Raw genomic sequence first — 23,872 nt, 5'->3', positions numbered from 1 at the left:
ATAAGGGGCGCTGCCATGAGTGTTGCTGTAATTACTGGGTCTGCCGGGCTGATTGGGTCTGAAGCAGCGATGTTTTTTGCCCAGCAGGGGCTAGATATCGTTGGCATCGACAACGATATGCGCAGCTTCTTTTTTGGCCAAGAAGCTTCTACTGATTGGAATCGATGCCGTCTGGAGACCAAGCTGGGTAAAACCTATTGCCACATCAACACAGATATTCGTCAGGAAAGCGCGATCGCAGATATTTTTCGCAACTATGGCGATGCCATCAAACTGGTTATTCACACGGCGGCTCAACCGTCTCATGATTGGGCCGCTCGAGCCCCCCAGATTGATTTCACTATCAATGCAAATGGCACCCTAAACCTGTTAGAGGCAACTCGGCAGTTTGCCCCCGAGGCTGTGTTTATTTTTACCTCGACCAACAAGGTGTATGGCGATACTCCCAACCGACTGCCCCTGGTAGAACTGGATAAACGATGGGAGATTGACCCAACCCATCCCTACCAGCAGGGCATTCCAGAAAACATGTCAATCGATCAAACTTTGCATAGTTTGTTTGGAGTTTCTAAGACATCTGCCGATGTACTGGTGCAGGAGTATGGTCGATACTTTGGTCTTAAAACTGTTAGCTTTCGGGGCGGTTGTTTGACTGGCCCAAGCCATGCTGGAGCTGAACTGCACGGATTTTTGGCATATCTCATGCAGTGTGCAGCTACGGGCAAGCCCTATACGGTTTACGGCTATAAGGGCAAGCAGGTGCGCGACAACATCCATAGTGCTGACCTGATTCAGGCTTTTGATCAGGTCTTTAAAGCGCCGCGTAGTGGAGAGGTTTATAACATTGGTGGTGGGCGGTTTAGCAATTGCTCGATGCTAGAGGCGATCGCCCTATGCGAGCAAATTACCGGTCAGCAGATGGCCTGGAGCTACTCAGATACCAACCGCGTTGGCGACCATATCTGGTGGATTAGCGATACTCAAAAATTCAGCCAGCACTATCCCCATTGGCAGCAAAATTATGATGTAGCTGAGATTTTGCAGGAGATTTACACCGCTAATCAAGCCCGTTGGCAGCAGAGGTAGCCCTGTAATGGATCAAGGCAAATTTAATGTGCTGGGAATCAAGGTCAACGCCATCGACTATGACACTACGGTTGAGCACGTGATTGCTGCGGCCAAGGCTAGAGCGCCGTTGACTCTATCTGCCCTGGCGGTGCATGGAGTGATGACCGGTGCCCTCGACCCAGAACAGGGCTATCGTCTCAACCATTTAGACCTGGTGGTGCCTGACGGACAGCCGGTGCGTTGGGCTTTAAACCTGCTACACCGCGCAAATCTGAGCGATCGGGTTTATGGGCCAACACTTATGTTGAGGATTTGCGATCGCGCTGCTTCTGAGGATCTACCTATCTATCTCTACGGCAGTCGAGAAACCGTCTTAGCAGCGCTAGTGAAAAATTTACAGCAGCGGTTCCCTAGACTGAGAGTGGCGGGCTACACCCCCTCTCAGTTCAAACAGGTAACCGCTACGGAACAGCGGCAGATCGCAGCCGCTATTGTAGCGAGCGGTGCTCAAATCGTATTTGTGGGCTTAGGTTGCCCCCGCCAGGAGGTCTGGGTCTATGAAAATCGCGATCTACTGGCTATACCTGCGATCGCTGTAGGTGCTGCCTTTGACTTCCATGCTGGTCTGCTGCCCCAAGCACCAACTTGGATGCAAAAGTACGGATTGGAATGGCTATTTCGTCTAGGGCAGGAACCCGGTCGGTTATGGCGACGATACGTACTGCTCAATCCGCAATATATCTGGTTACTAATGCTGCAATGGCTACACCTGCGTCGCTTTGAACAGCCTCTACCCCAGCCCCCCGAACCCCTGCGATATAGCTAATGTTGTTGCCATCGGTCATGGTCAGCGCCATGAACCAATTCCTCCGATGATGGATTCTCAGCACAATTGCGGAATACTGAGGGCAACTTCATCCCTATGCGTCTGCCCCCTGCTATGGATTGTCATCGTGCCGTACCCGCCGTGATGCAACAGCGGCCCCGCCACCGTCAAGATATTCGTGCCCCTCGGGGGTTAAGATTTCAGCTGCGCGATGCCTTTGCTGGGCCAGGGCGGCGGGGGCTGGTGCTGCTGGCTACGGATATTCTGGCGCTGGGGCTGTCGTGGCACATTGCGCGATCGCTCAACCAATTCTTCTCCCCCATTCCGGCCCAGCTCGTATGGTGGACCTGGCTGGGACTGCCGAGTCCATTTTGGGTGCTGGTGGCCTGTGCTGTGGGGCTGTTTGCCTACGGCGGCCTCTACGACACCAAATCTCAGGGGCAAAAGCACCTGCGGGCGGGCAAGCTGCTCAGCCTGGTTTACCTGAGCGCGCTGGTGGTTATGTACTTTTACGACCCTAAGCTGGATTTGCCGCGATCGCTGTTTTTCTCGGCCTGGTTCAGCGGGGTGGGCCTGGTGGTGGGGCTGCGGCTGGTGGCGACGCTGCTGCTACGCCCCCTTACTCAAGCCAAAGTGCCCTCCTCAGTCTTTCTGATTGCCCCCGCTCCCCGGCTCAAGCGCCTAGCCGACGTGCTCTCCCAACGGGCCAGTGTCCCCGTCATTGGAGCCGCCCTGGCCAGTACCGCCAACTCTGCCACCACCTACCAGGCGATTTTGGCCTCCGGGGCCACCCTGGTGCTGGCCGAGAGCATTCCCTCTGCCGACCTGGCCTCTGAGCTGTACTGGAAGCTGCGGCGAGCGGGCATTGCCATGCAGCTGCTCCCCACCAGCCGCGACATGCTCTACCGCCGGGGCACGCCTGAAACCGTGGCGGGCCTGCCCACCCTGCGCCTCGACGCCCCCCTGATGGGCGGCTGGGACTACCGCCTCAAACGCGGGATGGACTACCTGGGGGCGGGCTTCGGGGTGATTGCCCTGGGGCCGGTGCTTTTGAGCATCGCCCTGGCCATTCGCCTCGACTCAGCCGGGCCAATCTTCTTCCGTCAGGAGCGGGTGGGCCTGCACGGCAACATCTTCCAGGTGTGGAAGTTTCGCACCATGGTAGTTAATGCGCCTCGGCTCCAGGCCGAGCTAGAGCAGCACAACGAGTCCGCGGATGGGGTGCTGTTTAAGGTCAAGCACGACCCGCGCATTACGCGGGTGGGTCGCCTGCTGCGCCGCACCAGCCTCGATGAACTGCCCCAGTTATTCAACGTGCTCTGTGGCCAGATGAGTTTGGTAGGGCCGCGCCCGCTGCCCGTGCGCGATGTGGCTAAGTTTGACGGCTGGCACAACATTCGTCATCAGGTGCTGCCGGGAGTGACGGGGCTGTGGCAAATTTCGGGCCGTTCTGACATCGACACGTTCGACGATGTGGCTCGCCTCGATCTGCACTACATCGACAACTGGTCACTGAACTTGGATCTAGAGATTCTTACCGCCACCCTGGGAATTGTGCTCTGGGGCAAGGGGGCCTATTGACCGCCGATTCTGTCCCACCGCCAGGGGCAACAGATTCCGGCAATGCGGCGGACTCGGGAATCGGCCATCGTCGGAACTGGGCTAGCCAAAAGCCAGGGCTATGGCTGGCCGGAGGACTGGTGCTACTGACCTTTAGCTGGCTGCCCCTGAGCTACTACCGCATGGTGGGCTGGGCCTGGATTTTGCTGTGGCATGGGGGCGGCGTAGCGCTGCTAGTGGGCCTGTGGCGGCGGCTGCGCTTTCCAGAACATAGGGAAACTGACGCAGAACGAGAATCTGGCCCAGAACCGGGACGGGCATTCTACGCCCTAGGCTACGGACTAGATTGGGTGGCCCTGGGCATGGGCATTGTCCTAGCCCTATCGGCTCTGGTATCACCGTTTCCCCGCGTGGCGCTGTGGAATGTGAGCCTGGTGGTGACCTATATAGCGGTGCTGTACTTCTACCGCAACGTGGTCGATGCGCCTGGGGCGGGGTCTGGCCAACGCAGCTGGCTGAGTCGCCTACGGCTGTGGTGGGGGCTGGTTGTAGTGGCCGCAGGAACCGCAGTGGTGAGCCTGGTTCTGTGGCGACCCGACGACGCTATGTGGGCGGCAGATAACTTTTTGACGGCGCTGCGCAACCATCAGCCTCTGGGGCACCACAACTTTGTGGGGGGCTATTTTGTGCTGATGCTGCCCCTGGCGGTAGCGGCGGCGGTGGCCACCACGGGCTGGCTGCGAGGCATTTGGATCGCTGCTGCCGGGTTGATGCTGGCGGCGCTGTACGTCAGCGGGTCGCGGGGGGCGGCGCTGGGGCTGGTGGTGTGGCTGCTGGTCACCTGGCTGAGCCGTTTTAGATACCTCAAACCCTCCCAACGCTGGCGCTGGAGTTTGACCGGGTTGGGGGGATTCCTAGCTCTGGGGTTGGCCCTGGCCAGCAATCCACGCATTCGCGCCTGGTTCAGTGCGGGCGGTATTACCGACAGCCCTACCCTCGATCGCTGGTTTATGCTGCGACTAGGCGGCAACATTCTGCGCGATCGCCCCTTTTTCGGCGTTGGCCCCGGCGTTATGAGCCGAGTGTCAAACCTCTATCGCCCGATCGAAACCGGGGCGGGCCTCGACCACATTCAGCAGCTCCACAACACCCCGGTGCAGATTGCGGGGGAGCTGGGGTTGGTGGGGTTAGGGGTATTTTTAGCCGGAATAGTGCTGTGGATACGGCTGTGGATACGGCTGTGGCGACAGCCGCTGGAACCGATAGATCGGGCGCTGTTGGGCGGCATGGGCGGCAGCTTTTTGGCCTATGGAGTCTCTAGCCTGACCGATTACCAACTGGAGAACATTCCCCTTGCGGGGACGCTGCTAGGGTTGGTCGTGCTGCTGGTGACGCTGGGCGATCGCTATCTGCCCAGAGCTACACCGTTGGGCCAGGATGCCAGACGGCGATCGCGCCTGGCCGTCGCCCTATGGCTGGGGCTGCTGTTGACCCTGTGGCTACCCTTTAGCCTCACCGTGGCCTACGGTGCCCTGGCCGATCGCGCCTTCTATAACCAGCAGCTCAACCTGGCCGACACGCGCTGGTATAAGGCCTATCGCTTGAGCCCATGGGATCCGACTGCTCCAGCGGTGGCTACTGAAGCCCTGTGGAATCTAGACCAAATGTTAGAAGAGTCTGAGGCGCAGGAGAATGTGCGATCGCTCTTGCTCGACTATGCCCAGCAGGCCCAGCAGGCTGCCCCCAACGATGCCTGGTTTAACCACAACCTGGCGGTGCTGCACCAAGCGGATCCAACCACCGCCCTACCCTACGCCGCCCAAGCGGTTCAGCTAATGCCGCGCCACCGCCACTACGGCTACTGGCTGCTGGGCGATCTGTTGCTGACAACGGGGAATCAAGAAGGTGCCATAGTGGCTTTTACCCTAGAAGCCCTAGTCAACCCCGCTGCATTGACCTATCCCCAGTGGAAAGCCGCTCCCTATCAGACAATTTATGCCCCTGTAGTTCAGACTGCCCTCGCCGAATACGATGCCTTGCTGGCGAGCGTTACTCCCGACACCCCCGGCTTTACGACCCTCTACGAAACCCGCGCCCTCATCGCCTGGTGGACTGAAAAACCTCTTGTGGAGGTCGATCCCAACCGGCTGCGGCCTGTGGTTGCGGGATTGCTCTTAGCCGCCTCTGACCCCGATGCCGCCCGAGAGGCCGTAGCGCGCAACCTGCGACTAGGCCAGCAGAGCCCCGAGCTACGGCTGCTCGCCGCCTGGCTCGACCCCGATAGCTACCTCGCCACCCCAGCCCAGCCTCAGGACGCCCCATCTGACCTAGACGCTCTGCTAATCGAAGAAAGCCTTGGCACACAACCTCTGCGCCTGTGGCTAACCGCCATCGTCACCAACCCAGAGGAGGGCTATCGGGGGTCGCTCACCTTTGCCTACCGCAACTACCAGGCTCAGCAAATTACTCTGATGCTGACGCCGCCAAACCTCCAGCGCTATACCCTGGTAGCCAAGCTCAACCTCTTCCCCGCCTGGCCAAGAGAATTTCCCGCCCTCGACCATCGCCTTGAGGCTCTGCGCACCAAAACCCTGGGCCTGCCCCACCCGACCCACAACCACTTTCGCCTGACCCATCCAGATTAGTCAGCACCCCTAACCCATCCGCCCCCTACCTATCTACCCAAGCCATGACCGAGGATGCTCTACCCCAGCCCAAACCTTCAGCCCAAGACCCCAGCGATGGCACACTGCTAGCCTTGCTCATAGCAGCGCTCTACGTAGTTTTTACCTTGCTGCCGGGCAGCAGCACCCTGATCGTGTCGTGGCCCTGGGTATTTTTGTGGCAGGTAGGGCTGACTCTGCCCCTGCTCTGGCTGCTGTGGCAGCTATGGCACCGCCCCCTCGCTCGCTTGGGGAACGGTTTTGACTGGGTGGCTCTGCTGGCCGTGGTCGGGCTGGTGATCTCAACGCTGGGGGCAGAGTTTCCGGCCCAGGCGCGGTGGTATGGGTGGGCCGCAGTGGGGACGATCGCAACCCTCTACGCCCTCGGCAGCTGGCTCCGCCATCCCCAGCGGTTCCACACTCTGCTGCGGTTTCAGGGCTACTTGAGTCTGGCCTTCATTCTGCTCAGTCTGCTGTTGTGGATCACGCAGATCTATCAGCCTGAGCTGGCTCGGTTGACAACCCTTCAGGGCTACGGCGTCAACCAGGCGTTTAACTTTGGGCTCACCAGCTTGCGCAACTGGCAGCCCATTGGCCATCAAAACTACGTGGCGGGCTACCTGGTGCTGGTGCTGCCTTTACTGGCAGGCCTGGCCTGGAGCGATCGGGGCGGGCGACGCTGGCTATGGCTAGCGGGAATGGTGCTCGGCTTACTCAATCTCTACACCACCAGCTCGCGCGGCGGCTGGCTGGCACTTATGATCACCGGATTAATCGCGGTGGGCATTTCTCTGCTCTACAACCGCTTGTCCCGGCCCCTGGCGCTGGCGATCGGTGGCACCGCCTTGGGGTTAGGCGTTCTGGGCATCATCGCCAACCCCCGACTGCGGCAGGTCTTGGGCAACCTGGCCCAGGGCAACTTCGCTGGAGGAGAACTGTCCTACCGGGTGGTGACTAACGCTACGGGCTGGCGCATGGGCTTGAGCCGTCCTTTTACCGGGGTGGGGCCGGGCAGCGTGCCGCTGGTGTACCAGAAGTATCGCCCCCACTGGGCCGGGCGCGATGCCGAGCTACAGTTTCAGCTGCACAGCACCCCGGCGCAGCTGTGGGGTGAACTGGGCCTCTGGGGAATTGCCGTGGCTGTAGCGCTGGTGGTGCTGCTAGTGCTGCTGACGGTGCGGTGGATGCGGCGGGGCGCGCAGAATACTCCCGCCGGACTGCCCCCGGTGCTGGTGTGGAGCCTGCTGGCGGGACTGTTTGCCTTTGGGCTGATGAGTTTAACCGACTACCAGCTCGATATTCCGGCGATCGCAGGCACCCTCGCCCTCTACCTGGCTGTGCTCGCCCGCACCTTTAACCCCATTTCCACCCCCGAGGACTTGGCCCCGTCGCCCCGTCGGCACCGATTGTTTGCGGGAGTCGGCCTCGGCCTCACCCTGGCCATGACCCTCTGGCTAGTGCCCACCCACCGCGCCTGGAGCACCGCCAGCAGCGGCTTCTCGGCGCTCACAGCAGAACCCGCCGACATCGATCGCTTTGCCAACCAGCTAGAGCAGGCCCACAACCTGGCCCCCTGGGAGCCTTATTACCCCTACCAGCTGGGCTATCACCTGGGCGAGTTTGCCCTGCAATCGGGCGACAATCCGCCCCTGCGACAGGTGCTGCTCAACGATGCGATCGCCTGGTTTAAAACCGGCAACCGGGCGGTGCCCTACCAGGAATTTGGCCAATCAAACCTGGGCTGGCTCCAGATTGAAAATGGCCAGTTGGACGAAGCTCAGGCGTCGTTTAGGGAGGCGATCGCCCTGGTGCCCGCCAAAATGGGCGTGTTTTTTGGCCTGGGGTTTGCCTGCCTGCAAACCGGCGACCTCGACTGCGCCACCGAGGCTCTCACCCTAGAGGCCATCCGCCATCCCACCCTAATCACCAGCCCCCTGTGGCGCGTGGAAGACTTTGCTGAGGTCTACCCAGCCGTGCTCGATCTGCTCGAACAGCGCTACGGCGAACTGCTTCAGCAGGCTGGCGAATCCACCCTGAGCGGTTTTTTGCATCAGGCCCGAGGCAGTCTGCGCTGGTGGCGCGGCGACTTGGCTGGGGCAACCGAAGACTGGCAAACCAGCGGCGGCAATCTCCAGCAGGGCTTTCTCAACCTGGCTAAAGGCCAACCTGTGGATGTCAGCACCTGGCCCGAAACCCCGGCTAAGTACGCCATTCTCGCCTGGCAGACTCCCGACCAGCGCCAAGCGCTGCTCGAAAGAGCTTGGGTGACTCAGCCCGAAGATATTGATGACCTGGCCCAGGCGCTGCCGCCGCCCCAGGTGATCGGCCAGCTGGTCGCCAGCATGGAGACCGCTACAAGTTTCACCGACTGGCTTCAGCGCACCGCGCCCAGCTGGCAACCTCGCAGCCAGCGCCTGGGCTTTGGGGTGCTCAGCCGCCACATCGACGGCCCTAACCCGTCAGACTTTTTGCCTCGGGTAGAGAATATCCCGGTGGTGCAGTTTTTCGAGCCGCTGTTTACCTCGCCAGTGTTCCTGCCAGAGCTGGACAGGGCTTTGGAACCGTATCAGGTCAGGCTGCGATCGCAGTAGCAGTGTTTGCCGTCGCGGCGATAGATCTTGCAGCGGGCAAACGGCGTTTACCCCTACGTTGGGTGTGGCCTTAGATCACCTGCTTCGGGCGCACGGTTTGCGCCCGAGGCAGGGTTTACAGCCCAATTGAGAGAGTTTTCTCTAGGTATCGTCGTGGGCGTAGCGGTGGTAGAGGAAGTCGAGGGCTTCGTTGCGCAGCTCGTAGAAGCGGGGGTCTTCCATAATGCGGGCGCGATCGCGTGGGCGAGCAAAGGGCACCATCATCACCTCGCCAATTTTGGCGGCGGGGCCGTTGGTCATCATCACCACGCGATCGCTCAAAAACAGCGCTTCGTCGATGTCGTGGGTGATCATCAGCACGGTGATCTGGTTGTCTTGCCAGATTTTGAGTAGTTCCTCTTGAAGCTCTTCGCGGGTGATTGGATCCAGCGCACCGAAGGGTTCGTCGAGAATCAGCACCTTGGGGCGCAGGGCCAGGGCGCGGGCAATGCAGACGCGCTGTTTCATGCCGCCGGAGAGGGCGCTGGGTTTTTTGTTGGCCACATCGGCCAGGCCCACCATCTCCAGGTGCTCCATAACGATGTGCTTTTTTGCCGCCTCGGGCTTGTTGGGGAAAACCGACTTCACGCCCAGGTAGATGTTTTCGTAGGCGGTGAGCCAGGGCAGCAGGGAATAGTTTTGAAACACCACCATGCGATCGGGGCCGGGTTCCTGAATGGTTTGAGATTGCAAGCGCACCTCGCCGTTAGTGGGCTGGCGAAACCCGGCCACCATATCCAGCAGAGTCGATTTGCCGCAGCCCGAGTGACCAATGACGCAGACAAACTCGCCTTCGTTGATGGCCAGGTCGATGCCGTCGAGCACCACAAAATCGCCCGTGGAAGTGGGGTAGACCTTAGACAGGTTATCGAAAATCAGGAACGGTTCCTGGGTTTGAAGGTGGGTGGTGGATTGGGTAGGAGTGTTTAGCACTTGCATGGTCAGGGGAGTAAGTGGGTAAGGGGTGGGGGCAATGGGCCAGAAACCGGGTTTCTGCGGAGAACTTGGCCTAGCTCAGAAATCTGTAGAAGAAATCCGGTTTCTGAAGCGCGAGAACCCTACCGGACGCTGACGGCATCCATAGGCACCTCTTCGACCCGCAGGTCGCGCTTGATGGCAAACTGATCCAGGTATTTCAGCGGCTCATCGGGGTCAAAGACAGCGCCATCGAACAGGTGAATGGGGTGGCGATCGCGGCCAATATCCACCAGTCCTAGCTCGCGGGCGGCCTGGCCAAAGATATCGGGGCGTTTGACCCGCTCGGCCACTGCCAGCCAGTTGCGGGGAAAGGGGGTAATGCCCCAGCGAGCCATCTGGGTCATCATCCACACCGCCTCCGAGACGTCGGGGCAGTTGGCCTTGCCGGTAAAGAACTGAATGTAGTTGAGCACCTGCTCAGGCTCGCTGCCGTCGCCGCGATCGTAGGGATCCAAGAAGCCCTGGCGAATTAGGGCTTCGTCGGCCCCCACGTACTCGGGCCGGCAGAGCATGTCGGCAATTTCTTCGCGGTTGCGGCGATCGTCGCAGTACTCACAGGCTTCGAGCAGCGCCTTGACCAGGGCCACGTGGGTTTTAGGGTACTGTTCGGCCCAGGCTTCGGTGACGCCAAGCACTTTTTCGATGTGGCCGGGCCAGATGTCGTCGTCGATCGCCATCACCACGCCCAGCCCCTCGCTGACGGCGCGGGCGTTCCAGGGCTCGCCAACGCAATAGCCATCAATGGATCCCGACTTTAGGGTCGAGACCATCTGCGCCGGGGGAATTACCGTGACGCTGACGTCGCGATCGGGGTCGATGCCGCCAGTCGCCAGCCAATAGCGCAGCAGCAGGTTGTGCATCGAGGTGGGGTGCACCGCCGCCAGGGTGTGGACGCGATCGGGGCGGCGATCGATCGCCGCTTTAAAGTCGGCTAGGCTGCGCACGCCGTCATCAAACAGCCGCTTGCTAAAGGTGATGGCGTTGCCGTTGCGGCTCAGGGTGAGGGCGCTAACCATGGGTCGGGGCTGCTGGTTGCCGTAGCCCAGGGTCATGCCCAGGGGCATACCCGCCACCATCATGGCGGCATCGAGGCGGCCGGTGGCAACGCCGTCGGCGATCGCATTCCAGCTCGGCTCGCGGTTCAGGGTCACATTGCTGAGGCCATGGGCCTCAAACAAACCCTTTTCTTTGGCCACCACCAGGGGCGCACAGTCCACCAGGGGAATAAAGCCCAGCTCTAGATTCACCTTCTCCAGGCCGTTGGCGGCCATGGCCACCACGGGCTTGGCCTTGTGCAGCTTGGCCCGCTTCTGCTGGTTGAGGAAATAGACGATCTCGTTGCGCAGGCTGTAGTAGTTGGGGTGCTTGACCACCTCCATGCGCTCGCGGGGCCGGGGGAAGGGCACATCGACAATCTGGCCAACGTGGGCCTCGGGGCCGTTGGTCATCAGCACAATGCGATCGCTCAGCAGCAGCGCCTCATCCACATCGTGGGTGACCATGACGCAGGTGACTTCGTTCTCTTGGCAAATTTTCATCAGCTGCTCTTGCAGACCGCCGCGCGTCAGCGCGTCCAGGGCGCCAAAGGGCTCGTCGAGCAGCAGCAGCTTGGGGCGAATCGCCAGGGCGCGGGCGATCGCCACCCGCTGCTTCATGCCGCCCGAGATTTGGCCGGGGCGCTTGTTCGCCGCCTTTTGCAGCCCCACCATCTCAATGTGGTGGTCGATCATGCGATCGCGCACCGCCTGGGGGTGCTTCTTCATCACCCGGTTCACCGCCAGGGCAATGTTTTCGCGCACCGTCAGCCAGGGCAGCAGCGAATAGTTTTGGAACACCACCATGCGATCGGGGCCGGGCTCGGTCACCTGCCGCCCTTCCAGCACAATGCCGCCGGCGCTCGGCTGGTCTAGCCCCGAGAGAATGTTTAACAGAGTCGATTTGCCGCAGCCCGAGTGACCCACCAGGGAGACAAATTCCCCCTTGTGAATTTGCAGGTCGATATTTTTTAGGGCAATGTATTCGCCCCCGGTGGGCAGCTTAAAGACGCGATCGACGTGGTCAACTTCTACAAAGACAGCCATAGTGCTCAGGGAATGAAGGTGCAGTTCGAGCGGTCGAGCCAGAAATTTTGGCAGCGTGTGGTGCATTCACGCAGCGATGCACCAATAGAGAACGTTAATAAATGTTGATGATGAGAAAGTAGGGTGGGCAGTGCCCACCCTACGGGACTTTGGCAGAATCACAGGTTGAATGCGGCGCATCATGGGAGGTGAGTTATTGCCGCGCAGGAGAATGGTGGGCAGTGCCCACCCTACTGCTTCTGTTCTTCGGGTAGTACCAGGGTGCTGACAAATACGATCAGGCGATCGAGCAGCAGACCAACAATGCCCACGTAGATAATGGCGATAATAATGTCGCTGATGCGCGAGCTGTTCCACGCGTCCCAGATAAAGAAGCCGATGCCCACGCCGCCAATCAGCATCTCCGCTGCCACGATCGCCAGCCAAGAGAGGCCAATGCCAATCCGCAGGCCGGTGAAAATATAGGGCACCGTCGCCGGAAACAAAATCTTAAAGAAGTACTGCGACTTAGACAGCTGCAACACCCGCGCCACGTTGGTATAGTCTTGCGGAATCTGGCGCACGCCCTCGGTGGTGTTGATAATAATTGGCCAGATCGCCGTAATAAAAATCACGAAAATAGCGGAAGGATTGGCCTGCTGAAACGCCGCCAGGGAGATCGGTAGCCAGGCCAGGGGTGGCACCGTGCGCAAAATTTGAAACAGCGGGTCGAGGGCGCTGTACATCAGTGAGCTGGTGCCCACCAAAATCCCTAGGGCAATGCCTACAATCGCCGCCAGGGTAAAGCCCAAGGCCACCCGTTGCAGACTCGTCCACACCTGCCAAAACAGGCCCTTGTCGGTGCCGCCGTAGTTAAAGAAGGGGTTGATGATCAGCTCCCAGGTGTCTTGCACCGTGCGCACTGGGGTGGGCAGGTTGGCATCAGGCCCCATGGTGAGCACCTGCCAGATGACCAAGAAGATCAGAATCGCCACCACCGGGGGAATCAATCCCTTGAGCCAGTTCAGCGACGAATTGGCGAACTTTTGCAGGTTAAAACGCGATCGCGCCGGACGAATATCGAGGGGTGCCGTCATCGGGGTGCATCTCCAGGCTTGAAAACAGAGGACGAAGGAAGGGGAGAATCAGCAGACTCGGGGAATCTGTCTAGCGCCCCTCTCCGTGGGGGAGAGGAGCCAGGGGAGAAAGAATCAGACGCGTTTGATGGCCAAACTATCCAGGTAGGCCTTAGGATTTTCGGGGTCGAAGGTGGTGCCGTCGAAGAAGGTCTCAACCCCCCGAGAAGTGCTCTTGGGAATCATCGCCTCTTGCCCCAGGGCCGTTGCCGCCTCACGCCACAGATCTTCGCGGTTGACCGCATCCACCATGGCCTGAGTATCGGTATCGGCAGGCAGATAGCCCCAGCGAATGTTCTCGGTTAAGAACCACAAATCGTGGCTCTTGAAGGGGTACGAGGCATTGTCGTTCCAGTACTTCTGCATCAGGTCGGGCAGTTCTTCAGCCTGACCTAGGCCAAAGTCATACTTGCCCTGGGAGCGATCAATAATGTCGTCAAAGGGCACGTTAAACCAGGCCCGTTCTGCCAGAATCTGGCACATTTCTTCTTTGTTTTCGGGCTGGCTGCACCACATCTGGCCTTCCATGGTGCCCATCAATAGTGCTTTGGCCGCCTTCGGGTTGGCGTCTACCCAGTCGGCCCGCATGCCGAAGGCTTTTTCGGGGTGGTCTTTCCACAGCTGGCCAGTGGTCAGCGCGTTGTAGCCCAGGTCTTGGTTCACCATTTGCAGGGGCCAGGGCTCGCCCACGCAGAAGGCATCCATATTGCCCACCTTAATGTTGGCCACCATCTGGGGCGGGGGCACCACAATAGTCGATACATCTTGGTCGGGGTCAATGCCGCCTGCGGCCATCCAATAGCGAATCCACAGGTCGTGGGTGCCGCCGGGAAAGGTCATGGCGGCCTTCAGCTCTTTGCCCTCGGCTTTGCGCTGGGCAAAGGCTTCCTTAAGGGGGGTACTGTCAACGCCTACTTTTAGATCGGTGTAGTCGTTAGACAGGCAAATGCCCTGACCGTTGACGTTGAGGCGGGCCAGAATATACATCGGCACCTTATTGCCATCGGTGACAATGCCCTCAGAGATTAGGTAGGGCATGGGGGTGAGAATGTGTGCCCCGTCGATGCCGCCGCCGCCCGAGCCCAGCACCAGGTTGTCGCGGGTGGTGCCCCAGGATGCTTGCTTTTCCACCGACACGTCGGTCATGCCGTACTTGTCGTAAAAGCCTTTGACCTTGGCGATGATCAGCGGGGCCGAGTCGGTCAGGGCAATAAAGCCCAGCTTGGCGGTAGTAACTTCTGGTGCCTCGGCGGGGTCAAGGGCCACCTCTGTTGGGGTATCTGAAGCTTGGTTAGACCCACCCTGACTGCATGCATGGAGCAGCACAGTACCGGCAGCGGCGGTGCCAGTGGTCATCAAAAATCTACGGCGATTTAGTCGAGTCATGTTGCACTCACTCCAACGTTATGCAATGCGGTGAATTAGGAAAAATAATCGGGGTATCGGCGTCTCACCGTTGTAGTTAGTCCAGAGAAGACCTGCATCTCACCTATTTTTTTGCTCCACCGATGCCAGGGTTTAGCTCTCCATAGAAACAGAAGTTGCTAAGACAAACTGTTGCAACGTTGGCAGAACAAAAGAGAATCTAGGGGATTGATTGGCAGGTTTTAGACTTAGATTTGCCCCTAGAGCAGTATGACGCTTAGTTGATCGCTGTCCAAAGAAAAAATTCTCCAGAGGGTTAAACCGTTTTGCAAAGCAGTGTTCAGAATTCACCAAGCCTTAGCCCCGCGATTTTTTAGCGATCAAAATACCGAGTAAAATCCAGCATTTTTGCTGCTTTTTACTGTGGTATTTGAGCTTAAATTATTCAAACTTTGCAACGTGTTTTGTATTTTTAGTTACGCTTTGTACCAGGCCATCCTTTTATCGCATGACCAACATGTAGGATTTGCATAATCCGCCGGGTGACCCGTGATTTCAGCGCACCGCGGACCACAGTCACAACCTTGGAGATGGATTGAGCGTTGTGTAGAGGGCTGCTCTAGGAGCGATCGCAACTATGGTGTGCCCAACCTGACGGTGCTGGCGCTGACGGGCCTGTCTGGGCTGGCGGATGCCCCTTTCAGGACGATGGAGAGCGAGCGTGGATGCGGCTTGGTCAAGCTTGGTGGCCCTGCGCGATCGCCTCCAGCAAACCCTAATTCTCAAAAGGGGTCGGGTCTCTGCTAGTTTCAGCATCAACGCTGTCAACTAGCCCAGAGACCCGACCCCTAACCCCTAAACCAGGCATCTTGCCCTATAGGAATTTGTTGGCCATGCCGATCAGGCCGGCCATTTGCCCTAGGTCAACCTCGCCGGAGAGCACCTTTTGCAGCAGCCCGCCGCCCTGAGCATTCGACCCTTTGACCAAGAATTGAGCGATCAGTGGGGTCACACTTTTGACCATCGCCGGATCGGCCCCAACTCGCTGGGCGATCGCGCTAATCTGCTCATTGGCCAACAGTCGCTCTACCGCACCCGTCGCCGCCACGGTTTGCAGCGTCCCCATTAGTCCCCCCGGATTGCCCCTGCCCTTATCTTGGAGCACGCCCTGGAGGCTGCTGGCAATGCCGCCAATTTTGTTATTGTCTACCGGGGCGTTGTTGAGGTTACCTAGCAGGGAGCCGATCAGGCTACCGTTAGCTTCAGTATCGGAGGAGGCGATCGCCTGGTTGACCATACCCATTAAATCCATCGTCTCACCGTTTGCATAACGTCTCGCATAGGCTAAACCCTTTGCCCAGCAACGGCAAGGCGTTTTTGCGACAGCCCCATCTACCGGGCGCTACCGGCAGTCAGGCTAAAGCGTTTGGCGCGATCGCTCTTTTCGTCAAAGTCAACCACCGGCCCCAGAGGCACAATCTGGTGCGGGTTCACGCCGGGGTGGCTCATGTAGTAGTGGCGCTTGATGTGATCCATATTGCAGGTGTTCTTGAAGGCGGGCTGCTGATACAGATCGCGCAGGTAGCCCCACAGGTTGGGATAGTCCACAATGCGCCGCAGGTTGCACTTGAAGTGCACGTAGTAGACCGCATCGAAGCGATAGAGGGTAGTAAACATGCAGATGTCGGCTTCGGTGATGCGATCGCCGCATAGGTAGCGCTGCTTGTCTAACACGCCTTCCCAATGGTCGAGGGCGTCGAACAAGTCAGTCACCGCCTCTTCGTAAGCCCCCTGCTTGGTGGCGAACCCGGCTCGGTAAACGCCATTGTTGATCGGCTGATAGATGGCGTCAATCGCCGCGTCAACGTCGGACTGTAGCTGGTCGGGATATAGATCAACGTCGTTAGTAGCTACCTCATTCCACTCCGTGTCGAGCATGCGAATAATTTCGCTCGACTCGTTGTTAACGATGGTTTCGGTGTGTTTATCCCACAGAATGGGCACCGTCACCCGACCCGAGATATCGGGCTTGGCCTTGGTGTAGAGTTCGCGCAGGTACTTGGCTCCATTTACCGTATCCGGGATTGAGCCAGGGTAGTCGCTAAAGAACCAGCCATCATCGCTCATGTAAGGATCCACAACGGATAGGGAAATCGCATCCGTGAGCCCCTTCAGCTCGCGCATGATCAGCGTGCGATTGGCCCAGGGGCAGGCCAGAGAGACGTAGAGGTGGTAGCGCCCTGCCTCTGGTTTGAAGTCGCTGCTGCCATCGGCCTTAGTCCAGTGGTGAAAGTCGGTCTCGGGTCGCACAAAGCGACCCTGCTCATCTTCCTGGTCGCGCTTTTGCTGCCACTGGCCATTGACGAGTAAGCCCAGTCCCATGGGGTCTCCTTTATTTTTCTTCACATAATTAGTTTTAGCTTATCGCTTCGGCCCAAAAGCGTCCTCTGGCCTGGGAAAGAATCCCTAGCCAAGAGCCCCATAACCCGGTAGCGGCTCAACGGGCCGCTAAAGCAGGGATGACCGATGTAGTGATATGGCTGCGTATTGTGCGATCGCTACTTTCCAAACAGCCTGGTTGCGCCTTCTACTAAAATCTCGGCTTTATCGAGCAAACTACCAAAAATAACGACGGTGGCGGCAGCGATGATGACGGTGCGTGAAATGGCCAGGTTGTCTTTCGACAGCTGCAAAAAACGCTCTTCCCATTTGTTGGTGCGCTCATCCAGACGCTGAATATCAGTGTCGAGTTTTTGTTCAAGGCGATCAACGCTGATGTCTAGCCTTTGTTCTAGACGCTCCAGGCGCTCCAGCACCTCGCTTTGAAAGTCTCTAGGTTCTGGCATTGCGGTCATGGCCAATGGCTCTGCCGGGTGAGTTGTGTCTCAATCATAATGGCGATCGCAGACCAGAGACCTCAGGGTTCTAGTCCAACCGCCAAGGGTGATACTGCGCCCAAGCAGAACCCTGGGGTCCGGATGTCGCGGTTTCTGAAATCGCCGGATACTCTTAAACAAAGCTCTCTTTGTCGCCAACTCCTATATCGTTAAGGAAAGTAGCGATAAAAATCTCGACGGTGCAAAACTCGCATAATCTCCAAGGTCTCACCATTTAGTTCCAGACCGATGCGGTAGTTGCCAAGCTGGATTCGGTAGCGGTTGGTATTACCCACTAGGGCTTTGACGTTGGGCAGAGTTGTGAGATCGGTAGCCGCAGGCAAGACCGTGAAGGCTAAATCGTAAATTTGCTGGTAAACAGGTTGACTTTTGAGCTTTTTCAGGTCTTTTAAGAAGAGTTTGCGGTATTCAACCTTCAATCGCCGTCTTCCTCAGTCAAGAACTGCAAAGCGTCTTCCCGGTTTAGCAGGGGCGTCGATTGGGCCTCATCCATAGCGTTGTTGAGACAATAATCTTCTAGGTTCTCAGCTAGCTCTTCAGTGGAGTCGCCCCCTTGGGGTAAGAGCTGCCGCCACAGGTCGATAGGAATGACCACGGCTCTAGGATTTCCTTCCACGTCTGTGAGGTATTCAATAGCGCTCTTGGACATGGCTAAACCTCTTTGGTATGCCTCAATGGTACTACGGGGCAAAAGCCCCAGTTTCTGGCATCGCCGGATACCCTTGAACAAAGCTCTTTTTGTCGCCAACGCCTATGTCGTCTACATCGCGCGGTTTTCTCGCTAGTCCGGAGGGACTGGAGCTGCTACAGGCGGCGAAGGCGGAGCGGGGGTGGACATTTGCGGCGATCGCCGAGCGGGCGGGGGTGAGTGCTGACACGGTGAGCCGGTTGTTTCACCCGGAGCGGGGGAAGCGGGTGAGTGGGGAGAGTGTGAGGGCGATCGCTGGGGTGTTGGGGGTGGAGGTAGATGCGATCGTGCCAGTGGGGGAATGGCCTAACCCGATGGCAGAGGCAGAACACCGCATTCAGGAAGCTTTGGAGAGTGATGCAACTGAACTTGATTTATCTGGCTTAAATCTGACAGTGATTCCTACAGGTATCGGTCAACTTACTAATCTGACCGTACTCGATCTTTCTCAGAACCAACTGACAAGGATTCCGAAAGAAATAGGTAGCCTTGTCAATCTAACAGAGCTTTATCTCTTCAAAAATCAATTCAAATCAGTACCCAAAAGCATTGAAAATCTTACCAAACTAACCGTACTTTCAATAGACCAAAATCACATAAAAAATGTACCTGAATGGATTGAAAATCTTATAAATTTATCAGAACTTTATATTCAGCAGAACAAACTGGCTTCAATACCCAAGAATATTGGTGAGTTAATCAACCTAACCCGACTTTATCTTTATCAGAACCAGTTAACAGAAATACCTGAAAGCATTGGAGAAATCAAAGGCCTTAAGGAGCTTTATATCCAAAAAAACAAGCTGCGAGAAGTTCCCGAAAGCATTGTAAAACTTGTTGAACTAAACCGCCTCTATCTTTCTCAAAATCTACTGCAAGAAATGCCTTGTGAAATTGGAAATATTTCCAATCTAAGTCGCCTTTATCTCGACCAAAATCAACTTAAAACCATACCCGATAGCATCGGGAAGATCTATTCTCTGGTGGAGCTTTATCTTCATAAAAATCAGTTAATTCAATTACCTAAAAGTATTGCAGATCTCGTTAACCTGAATCGCTTTTATCTCCACGATAATGTAGGCTTAGAATTATCTTCTGAAATACTTGGTCCAACTTGGGAAGAAGTTAGTCGAGGAGCAACTGCTGCTAAGCCCCAAGACATCCTTGAATACTACTTTCGCATTCAAGCAAGCGATACACCTCTTAATGAAGCAAAGCTGATTTTTTTGGGTTTTGGCGCAGTTGGAAAAACATCTCTAGTTAATCGTTTAACTTGTCAAAAATTTGATCCAAAATCTGCCAAAACGGAGGGCATTCAAATTACGCAGTGGCCGATTACTCTCAACAATACTGAAGACATCAAGCTCCATGTGTGGGATTTTGGTGGGCAAGAGATTATGCACTCCACCCACCAGTTCTTTCTCACCGAGCGCAGCCTTTACCTGCTCGTTCTCAACGGTCGTCAGGGCCACGAAGATGCCGATGCCGAGTACTGGCTCGAACTCATCCAAAGCTTTGGCGGCGATTCCCCGGTTATCATTGTGCTTAACAAAATCAAAGAGCACCCGTTCGATGTCAACCGGGGCGCATTGCAGCAAAAATTCCTCAACATTCGCGAGTTTATCACCACCGATTGCGAAACCGGCCAGGGCATTGACCACCTCCGCGCCGCCATCGAGCGCGAAACCGATGCCCTAGAGCACCTGCGCGATCCCTTCCCCGCCAGTTGGGTGGCGATCAAAAACAAGCTGTCCGAAATGGCCGATAACTACATTTCCTTCGAGCAATATCGGGCTATTTGCCAGACCGATGGCGAAACCGACTATGGGGCGCAAGACTCCCTCGCCGTGCACCTCCACAGCCTCGGCATTGCCCTCAACTACAAAGACGACCCCCGCCTGCGCGATACCCACGTGCTCAACCCCCACTGGGTTACTAGTGGCATTTACACCCTGCTCAACGCCGACGAACTCGCCCACAGCAAAGGCGAACTCGAAGCCGCCTGCCTTTCCCGCAACCTTGATGCCCAAAACTACCCCGCTGAGCGCCACAGTTTTTTGCTAGAGCTAATGCGCAAATTCGAGTTGTGCTTCCGGTTTGAAGAAGACGAACACCGCTACCTCATCCCCGACCTGCTCGACAAGCAGCAGCCCACCGCCGCCGCCGAGTTTGACCCAGCCAACTGCCTCAACTTTCGCTACCAGTACCCGATCTTGCCCGAGGGGCTGCTGCCCCGCTTCATTGTGCGTACCCACGTGCTGAGCGAGCACCAGCTGCGCTGGCGCACTGGGGTCATTCTCACCTTTGAGGGCAACCGCGCCCTGGTCAAAGCCGACCCCCAAGATCGCTGCGTTTCCATCAGTGTGGATGGGCCAGGGGCCAGTCGGCGCAGGCTACTGGCGGTGATTCGCTCCGATTTTGAGCGCATCCACCGCAGCTTTAAGTTCACCCCCAAAGAGCTGGTGCCCGTGCCAGGGCATCCCGACGTAACGGTGGACTACAAAGAACTGCTGGTGCGCGAAGAGCATCGGCAAACCAGCTTTGATGTGTTCACCGGGGAAGGGCTGATCAGTCTAAACGTGCGCGACTTGCTGAACGGGGTAGATTTAGAGGGCACCCGCCAACCCACCACCGCGATGGATCGCCACAGTCAGGCCCTGCGCCTATTCTTCAGCTATTCCCACAAAGACGACCTGCTGCGCGAGCAGCTTGAGACCCACCTGAAGTTGCTCCAGCGGCAGGGGCTAATTCAACCCTGGCATGATCGCCGAATTCTCCCCGGCGACGACTGGGCAGGCGAAATCGACGACAACCTCAACCGCGCCGACATCATTTTGCTGCTGGTCAGCGCCGACTTCATCGCCTCCGACTACTGCTACGACATCGAAATGAATCGAGCGATGGAGCGCCACGAGGCAGGCGATGCCAGAGTCATCCCGATCATTCTGCGCCCGGTAGACTGGCGGGGGACACCCTTCAACAAGCTCAGCTGGCTGCCGCAAAACGGGGAACCAGTGGTGCAGTGGGAAGACCGCGATGCCGCCTGGCTGAACGTGGAGACGGGCATTAAGCGGGTGATTGAGAGCAAGCTGAGTCGGTAAGGGATTGCAGCAGGGCCATTGCCCGCTCAGCATCTTTGGTGGGCACAAACAGGTGGTCGTGGTAAAAGGCCGAGACCGGGTTAACGCTGATGCCGTGGCTGGCTAAGTGGGTTGCGATCGCCGCCATAAACCCCACCGCCTCCAAGCTAGAATGCACCGTCAGCGTGATCAGAGCGAAGACGGCTGTGTAGGGTAGCCCTGCTGTATCAGCCTGGGACTTGGGCAACATCAGCGTTAGCCCTTCATCTTCTTTGAAATAGCCCACCGGGTCGAGGTGAGGCGGGCATTGTGTAGCGTCAGGCAAAGTGCAAAACACATACTCCCCCTCTCGCAGCACGGGCTGCATGGTTTTGAGCAATTGGGTCAGGTCAGTTTCTCCAGCCATGATCATCGGCACCGAGGAGCGATTGGGCTATTAGTCCGTTGGGTGAAAGGCAGTGAAGCTTCAAATAGGGCATAGATATCTAGAGGGCAACGGGGTCAGCCATGGCCTGAGTTCTTAGGGTGCTTCGGCCAAGCGGCCCATTTCAACGCTGACGCTGTCAAAGCGATCGTCATTAGGGCGGTAGGAGAGTAGCTCCATCCCGATAGGCTCCCCAGTAGTTTCGTCTTTGATCAAAATCACGCCATCGCCCAGTTCTGTGGCGATTTGATTTTTGCGGGGCGGTTGCCAAAATACCGTCAGCAGTTCTAGCTCTGGCTCGTAATAGATTTTCACTTGTGCCATAGCTGGGTTCCTTCTTTGATAGCGTCGGTCTGGTAAGCGGTGATTAAAAAGCCTTCTCCATTCAGCCTGCGAGCAACTACAGCTACCCACCGCTGCTGTTTTAGGGTCAGGTAGAACAGCAACACATTGACATCACGACTACTCTGACGAATTTCATCAGGTTCTGCCAAGGCTTGTCTAACCTTCGCTTCAAGGTCGGCAATGTCGGGGTGTTTTTTAATGAGTCTTTGCCAGTGGTCATCTGAGGTGGGAACAGAGAAGTTCAAGGGAGTCAGAATCTCAAGCCTGTTCATATGCCTCTCTTCTTCGTCCCTTGCTGCTAGGTGATTAGCCGCCACCGGCAGTCAGGTCTGTTGTTTTATTATCACCCAGCTCCAGATCCGTCACCAGTGGTAGGATGCTAGCTGCTAGGGGTGTCCGAGCAATCGGGCTGAGATCATACCCTCGGAACCTGACCTGGTTAATGCCAGCGGAGGAAAGCGTGAATTGAGGCTACGCGCGGCTTTGGGCTGCAACGTCTCCTCACCTGTACGTGTTCTGCGAGTTTTGTGTTCTCTGAGGCTCCTGTTCTCTAAAGCAGCCGCCTCTAGCAACCACCCAACCCTATCGAGGTGAGTTGTTCTATGACGCTTAGTGCAACGGCGATCGCCGTCACTCTCATCACCGTGGCCAGCTTTACGCTGATTGGGCTGCTCCAGGCCAGCCGCCACACCATCAGCCTGGAAGATTACATGGTCAGCCGCAACAGCGTGGGCACCCCGATGGCGCTGGCAACCATTGTGGCCTCGGCCATGGGCGCATGGATTTTGTTTAGCCCGCCCGAAGTGGGGGCCACTAGCGGCATTGCAGGCATTGTGGGTTACTGCATTGGCCAGGCTACCCCGGCGGCGCTGTTTGCCTTTATGGGCACGCGCATGCGGTTTCTCATGCCCAAGGGCCACTCGTTGAATGAGTACGTGCTGCACCGCTTTGGCCAGGCCATGTACCGGCTGACGCTGGGCATTGTGGTGTTTTACATGTTTGTGTACCTGGCGGCAGAGCTGACGGCGATCGCCAAGGCGGTCGAACTCATGGCTGGCGTCCCCCTCTGGCTCACGGCGCTGCTGGTGATTACCGCCGTGTTCATTTACACCCTGGTGGGCGGTCTGGCGGCGACAATTTTTACCGACGCGATTCAGTTTGTGGTAATTGTGCCGCTGCTGCTGCTGAGCTTTGGCATTGCGGTGTTTGCGTTGGGCGGCTGGGGCAGTGCGATCGCACCCGTCACCCAGACCGCGCCAGAATTGCTGACGCTGGCAAATGGGCCGGGGATTAAGTTTGGGGCCACTCTTTTCATTGCGGTGATCGCCGCCGAAATGTTTAATCAGACCAACTGGCAGCGCATCTACGCCTGCAAGACGGATCAGGTGGTGCGGCGATCATTTTTGGGGTCATTTCTGGTGATCTTGCCGATGCTGTTCATTGCAGGGCTGTTGGGTATTGTGGCCATGCACTTTGGCTTCAACGACGATCGCGCCTTTTTCTCCCTGATCCAGGCGCTGAACCTGCCGGGCTGGGTGAGCATTGCTGTGCTGGTGCTGGTGCTGGCCCTGGTAATGAGCAGCCTGGATTCGCTGCTGAACGGCATCGCCAGCGTGTTTACGCCCGATCTGCTGCGTTTTTTCCCCGCTCAATCTACCCAAGGCATTCTGCGGCTGAGCCGGGTGCTGACGGTGGCTGTGGGCATTCCCGCGATTCTGATCGCCTCGCGGGGCTACAACGTGCTGTACCTGTTTTTGCTGGCCGATCTGGTCTGCGCCGGGGCGCTGTTTCCGGTGCTGTTTGGGCTGTATTCCAGACGGCTGACGGGGACGATGGCGGTTTGGAGTGCGGTGGCTGCGATCGCATCCGGTGCTCTCTTCTTCCCCCGACCCGACTTTAGCCCCTGGAATGGTCTGCCTTTTGCGGGCGATCTACTGGTCAGCTTTGCCGCCCCGATTGTGGTGTCAACGCTGATTTGTCTGGGGTGGATTCAGCTCAAGGCCCAGCGCGGTAAGACGGAGGCGTTTGACTTTGGCATTCTCAGCCGCGACATCCGCGCCTACGGCGAGGGCGAGGCGTTGACTGTAGAGGGTTTACCAGAAAGACAGGGTTAAATACCTAGGACTGACCAGGGCGCTACACAACCCTGCGT

The 23,872-nt window shown here is 57.5% G+C and carries 20 protein-coding genes and 1 riboswitch; of the genes, 7 read left to right on the top strand and 13 right to left on the bottom strand.

The features are described 5' to 3' along the window. The first annotated feature begins 15 nt into the window (after window positions 1–15). The 5 genes from VB780_RS14870 to VB780_RS14850 all read left to right on the top strand — a co-directional run bounded on the left by VB780_RS14870 (window position 16) and on the right by VB780_RS14850 (window position 8,708). The gene (locus VB780_RS14870) at window positions 16–1,086 is read left to right on the top strand and encodes an NAD-dependent epimerase/dehydratase family protein (RefSeq protein ID WP_323351945.1); all 1,071 of its coding nucleotides are present in this window, start codon (window positions 16–18) and stop codon (window positions 1,084–1,086) included. Between the two features lie 7 nt (window positions 1,087–1,093). Continuing rightward, window positions 1,094–1,894 (top strand): WecB/TagA/CpsF family glycosyltransferase, encoded by an 801-nt coding sequence (locus VB780_RS14865; RefSeq protein WP_323351944.1) that lies wholly within the window; start codon window positions 1,094–1,096, stop codon window positions 1,892–1,894. Window positions 1,895–2,008: 114 nt separating this feature from the next. Next, window positions 2,009–3,475, top strand: a complete 1,467-nt coding sequence (locus tag VB780_RS14860; protein WP_323351943.1) for a sugar transferase — start codon at window positions 2,009–2,011, stop codon at window positions 3,473–3,475. Further along, window positions 3,472–6,099 (top strand): O-antigen ligase family protein, encoded by a 2,628-nt coding sequence (locus tag VB780_RS14855; RefSeq protein WP_323351942.1) that lies wholly within the window; start codon window positions 3,472–3,474, stop codon window positions 6,097–6,099. Before VB780_RS14860 ends, VB780_RS14855 begins: the two co-directional genes overlap by 4 nt. A 44-nt stretch (window positions 6,100–6,143) precedes the next feature. Beyond that, window positions 6,144–8,708 carry an O-antigen ligase family protein gene (locus VB780_RS14850; protein WP_323351941.1) on the top strand — a complete coding sequence of 855 codons (2,565 nt, stop codon included), beginning with the start codon at window positions 6,144–6,146 and terminating at the stop codon, window positions 8,706–8,708. 141 nt (window positions 8,709–8,849) lie between these two features. Here VB780_RS14850 and VB780_RS14845 read toward each other — a convergent pair whose 3' ends face one another. The 10 genes from VB780_RS14845 to VB780_RS14800 form a co-directional block, all read right to left on the bottom strand. Next, a complete protein-coding gene (locus VB780_RS14845; protein ID WP_323351940.1) occupies window positions 8,850–9,686 on the bottom strand; it encodes a nitrate ABC transporter ATP-binding protein in 837 nt (278 codons plus the stop codon). A gap of 119 nt (window positions 9,687–9,805) precedes the next feature. Then, window positions 9,806–11,806 (bottom strand): nitrate ABC transporter ATP-binding protein, encoded by a 2,001-nt coding sequence (locus tag VB780_RS14840; protein WP_323351939.1) that lies wholly within the window; start codon window positions 11,804–11,806, stop codon window positions 9,806–9,808. Window positions 11,807–12,036: 230 nt separating this feature from the next. Continuing rightward, entirely contained in the window at window positions 12,037–12,882 is an 846-nt protein-coding gene (ntrB, locus tag VB780_RS14835) for a nitrate ABC transporter permease (protein ID WP_323351938.1), read from the bottom strand. Between the two features lie 114 nt (window positions 12,883–12,996). Next, the gene (locus tag VB780_RS14830; RefSeq protein WP_323351937.1) at window positions 12,997–14,307 is read right to left on the bottom strand and encodes a CmpA/NrtA family ABC transporter substrate-binding protein; all 1,311 of its coding nucleotides are present in this window, start codon (window positions 14,305–14,307) and stop codon (window positions 12,997–12,999) included. A gap of 853 nt (window positions 14,308–15,160) precedes the next feature. Further along, window positions 15,161–15,598, bottom strand: coding sequence for a hypothetical protein (locus VB780_RS14825; RefSeq protein WP_323351936.1), 438 nt, complete (start codon window positions 15,596–15,598; stop codon window positions 15,161–15,163). 80 nt (window positions 15,599–15,678) lie between these two features. Further along, window positions 15,679–16,668 (bottom strand): glutathione S-transferase family protein, encoded by a 990-nt coding sequence (locus VB780_RS14820; RefSeq protein WP_323351935.1) that lies wholly within the window; start codon window positions 16,666–16,668, stop codon window positions 15,679–15,681. Window positions 16,669–16,844: 176 nt separating this feature from the next. Then, on the bottom strand, window positions 16,845–17,141 hold the full coding sequence (locus tag VB780_RS14815; RefSeq protein ID WP_323351934.1) for a hypothetical protein: 297 nt from the start codon (window positions 17,139–17,141) through the stop codon (window positions 16,845–16,847). A 191-nt stretch (window positions 17,142–17,332) separates the two neighbouring features. Continuing rightward, the gene (locus VB780_RS14810) at window positions 17,333–17,602 is read right to left on the bottom strand and encodes a type II toxin-antitoxin system RelE family toxin (protein WP_323351933.1); all 270 of its coding nucleotides are present in this window, start codon (window positions 17,600–17,602) and stop codon (window positions 17,333–17,335) included. Next, window positions 17,599–17,832: a hypothetical protein gene (locus tag VB780_RS14805; RefSeq protein WP_323351932.1), complete on the bottom strand. Its 234-nt coding sequence runs from the start codon at window positions 17,830–17,832 to the stop codon at window positions 17,599–17,601. Before VB780_RS14805 ends, VB780_RS14810 begins: the two co-directional genes overlap by 4 nt. 31 nt (window positions 17,833–17,863) lie before the next feature. After that, window positions 17,864–18,061 (bottom strand): hypothetical protein, encoded by a 198-nt coding sequence (locus VB780_RS14800; RefSeq protein ID WP_323352299.1) that lies wholly within the window; start codon window positions 18,059–18,061, stop codon window positions 17,864–17,866. Between VB780_RS14800 and VB780_RS14790 the strand changes: the two genes are divergently transcribed. Further along, window positions 17,979–20,972, top strand: coding sequence for a COR domain-containing protein (locus VB780_RS14790; protein ID WP_416349238.1), 2,994 nt, complete (start codon window positions 17,979–17,981; stop codon window positions 20,970–20,972). The two genes, VB780_RS14800 and VB780_RS14790, sit on opposite strands and share 83 nt — an antisense overlap. On the opposite strand, the gene VB780_RS14785 is transcribed toward VB780_RS14790, so the two are convergent. The 3 genes from VB780_RS14785 to VB780_RS14775 form a co-directional block, all read right to left on the bottom strand. Further along, window positions 20,938–21,357 carry an ACT domain-containing protein gene (locus VB780_RS14785; RefSeq protein WP_323351931.1) on the bottom strand — a complete coding sequence of 140 codons (420 nt, stop codon included), beginning with the start codon at window positions 21,355–21,357 and terminating at the stop codon, window positions 20,938–20,940. The two genes, VB780_RS14790 and VB780_RS14785, sit on opposite strands and share 35 nt — an antisense overlap. A 114-nt stretch (window positions 21,358–21,471) precedes the next feature. After that, on the bottom strand, window positions 21,472–21,699 hold the full coding sequence (locus VB780_RS14780) for a hypothetical protein (protein WP_323351930.1): 228 nt from the start codon (window positions 21,697–21,699) through the stop codon (window positions 21,472–21,474). After that, window positions 21,687–21,992, bottom strand: coding sequence for a hypothetical protein (locus VB780_RS14775; protein ID WP_323351929.1), 306 nt, complete (start codon window positions 21,990–21,992; stop codon window positions 21,687–21,689). The genes VB780_RS14780 and VB780_RS14775 overlap by 13 nt, the downstream gene beginning before the upstream one ends. A gap of 106 nt (window positions 21,993–22,098) precedes the next feature. After that, window positions 22,099–22,194, top strand: a riboswitch (TPP riboswitch). Window positions 22,195–22,322: 128 nt separating this feature from the next. Between VB780_RS14775 and VB780_RS14770 the strand changes: the two genes are divergently transcribed. Continuing rightward, a complete protein-coding gene (locus VB780_RS14770; protein ID WP_323351928.1) occupies window positions 22,323–23,834 on the top strand; it encodes a sodium:solute symporter family transporter in 1,512 nt (503 codons plus the stop codon). Window positions 23,835–23,872 lie beyond the last annotated feature (38 nt).

Source organism: Leptolyngbya sp. CCNP1308 (genome assembly GCF_034932455.1).
Classification (GTDB): domain Bacteria; phylum Cyanobacteriota; class Cyanobacteriia; order Phormidesmidales; family Phormidesmidaceae; genus Nodosilinea.
Note: the sequence above shows the minus strand (reverse complement) of the source record. Positions and strands in the feature narration are given on the sequence as shown.

Coding starts and splice junctions, on each gene's coding strand:
- VB780_RS14825 (WP_323351936.1), bottom strand. CDS start 15,598: ATGGATTTAATGGGTATGGTCAACCAGGCGATCGCCTCCTCCGATACT.
- VB780_RS14780 (WP_323351930.1), bottom strand. CDS start 21,699: ATGGCACAAGTGAAAATCTATTACGAGCCAGAGCTAGAACTGCTGACG.
- VB780_RS14805 (WP_323351932.1), bottom strand. CDS start 17,832: ATGTCCAAGAGCGCTATTGAATACCTCACAGACGTGGAAGGAAATCCT.
- ntrB (WP_323351938.1), bottom strand. CDS start 12,882: ATGACGGCACCCCTCGATATTCGTCCGGCGCGATCGCGTTTTAACCTG.
- VB780_RS14785 (WP_323351931.1), bottom strand. CDS start 21,357: ATGGCTGGAGAAACTGACCTGACCCAATTGCTCAAAACCATGCAGCCC.
- VB780_RS14770 (WP_323351928.1), top strand. CDS start 22,323: ATGACGCTTAGTGCAACGGCGATCGCCGTCACTCTCATCACCGTGGCC.
- VB780_RS14840 (WP_323351939.1), bottom strand. CDS start 11,806: ATGGCTGTCTTTGTAGAAGTTGACCACGTCGATCGCGTCTTTAAGCTG.
- VB780_RS14845 (WP_323351940.1), bottom strand. CDS start 9,686: ATGCAAGTGCTAAACACTCCTACCCAATCCACCACCCACCTTCAAACC.
- VB780_RS14865 (WP_323351944.1), top strand. CDS start 1,094: ATGGATCAAGGCAAATTTAATGTGCTGGGAATCAAGGTCAACGCCATC.
- VB780_RS14850 (WP_323351941.1), top strand. CDS start 6,144: ATGACCGAGGATGCTCTACCCCAGCCCAAACCTTCAGCCCAAGACCCC.
- VB780_RS14775 (WP_323351929.1), bottom strand. CDS start 21,992: ATGAACAGGCTTGAGATTCTGACTCCCTTGAACTTCTCTGTTCCCACC.
- VB780_RS14830 (WP_323351937.1), bottom strand. CDS start 14,307: ATGACTCGACTAAATCGCCGTAGATTTTTGATGACCACTGGCACCGCC.
- VB780_RS14870 (WP_323351945.1), top strand. CDS start 16: ATGAGTGTTGCTGTAATTACTGGGTCTGCCGGGCTGATTGGGTCTGAA.
- VB780_RS14820 (WP_323351935.1), bottom strand. CDS start 16,668: ATGGGACTGGGCTTACTCGTCAATGGCCAGTGGCAGCAAAAGCGCGAC.
- VB780_RS14815 (WP_323351934.1), bottom strand. CDS start 17,141: ATGACCGCAATGCCAGAACCTAGAGACTTTCAAAGCGAGGTGCTGGAG.
- VB780_RS14860 (WP_323351943.1), top strand. CDS start 2,009: ATGGATTGTCATCGTGCCGTACCCGCCGTGATGCAACAGCGGCCCCGC.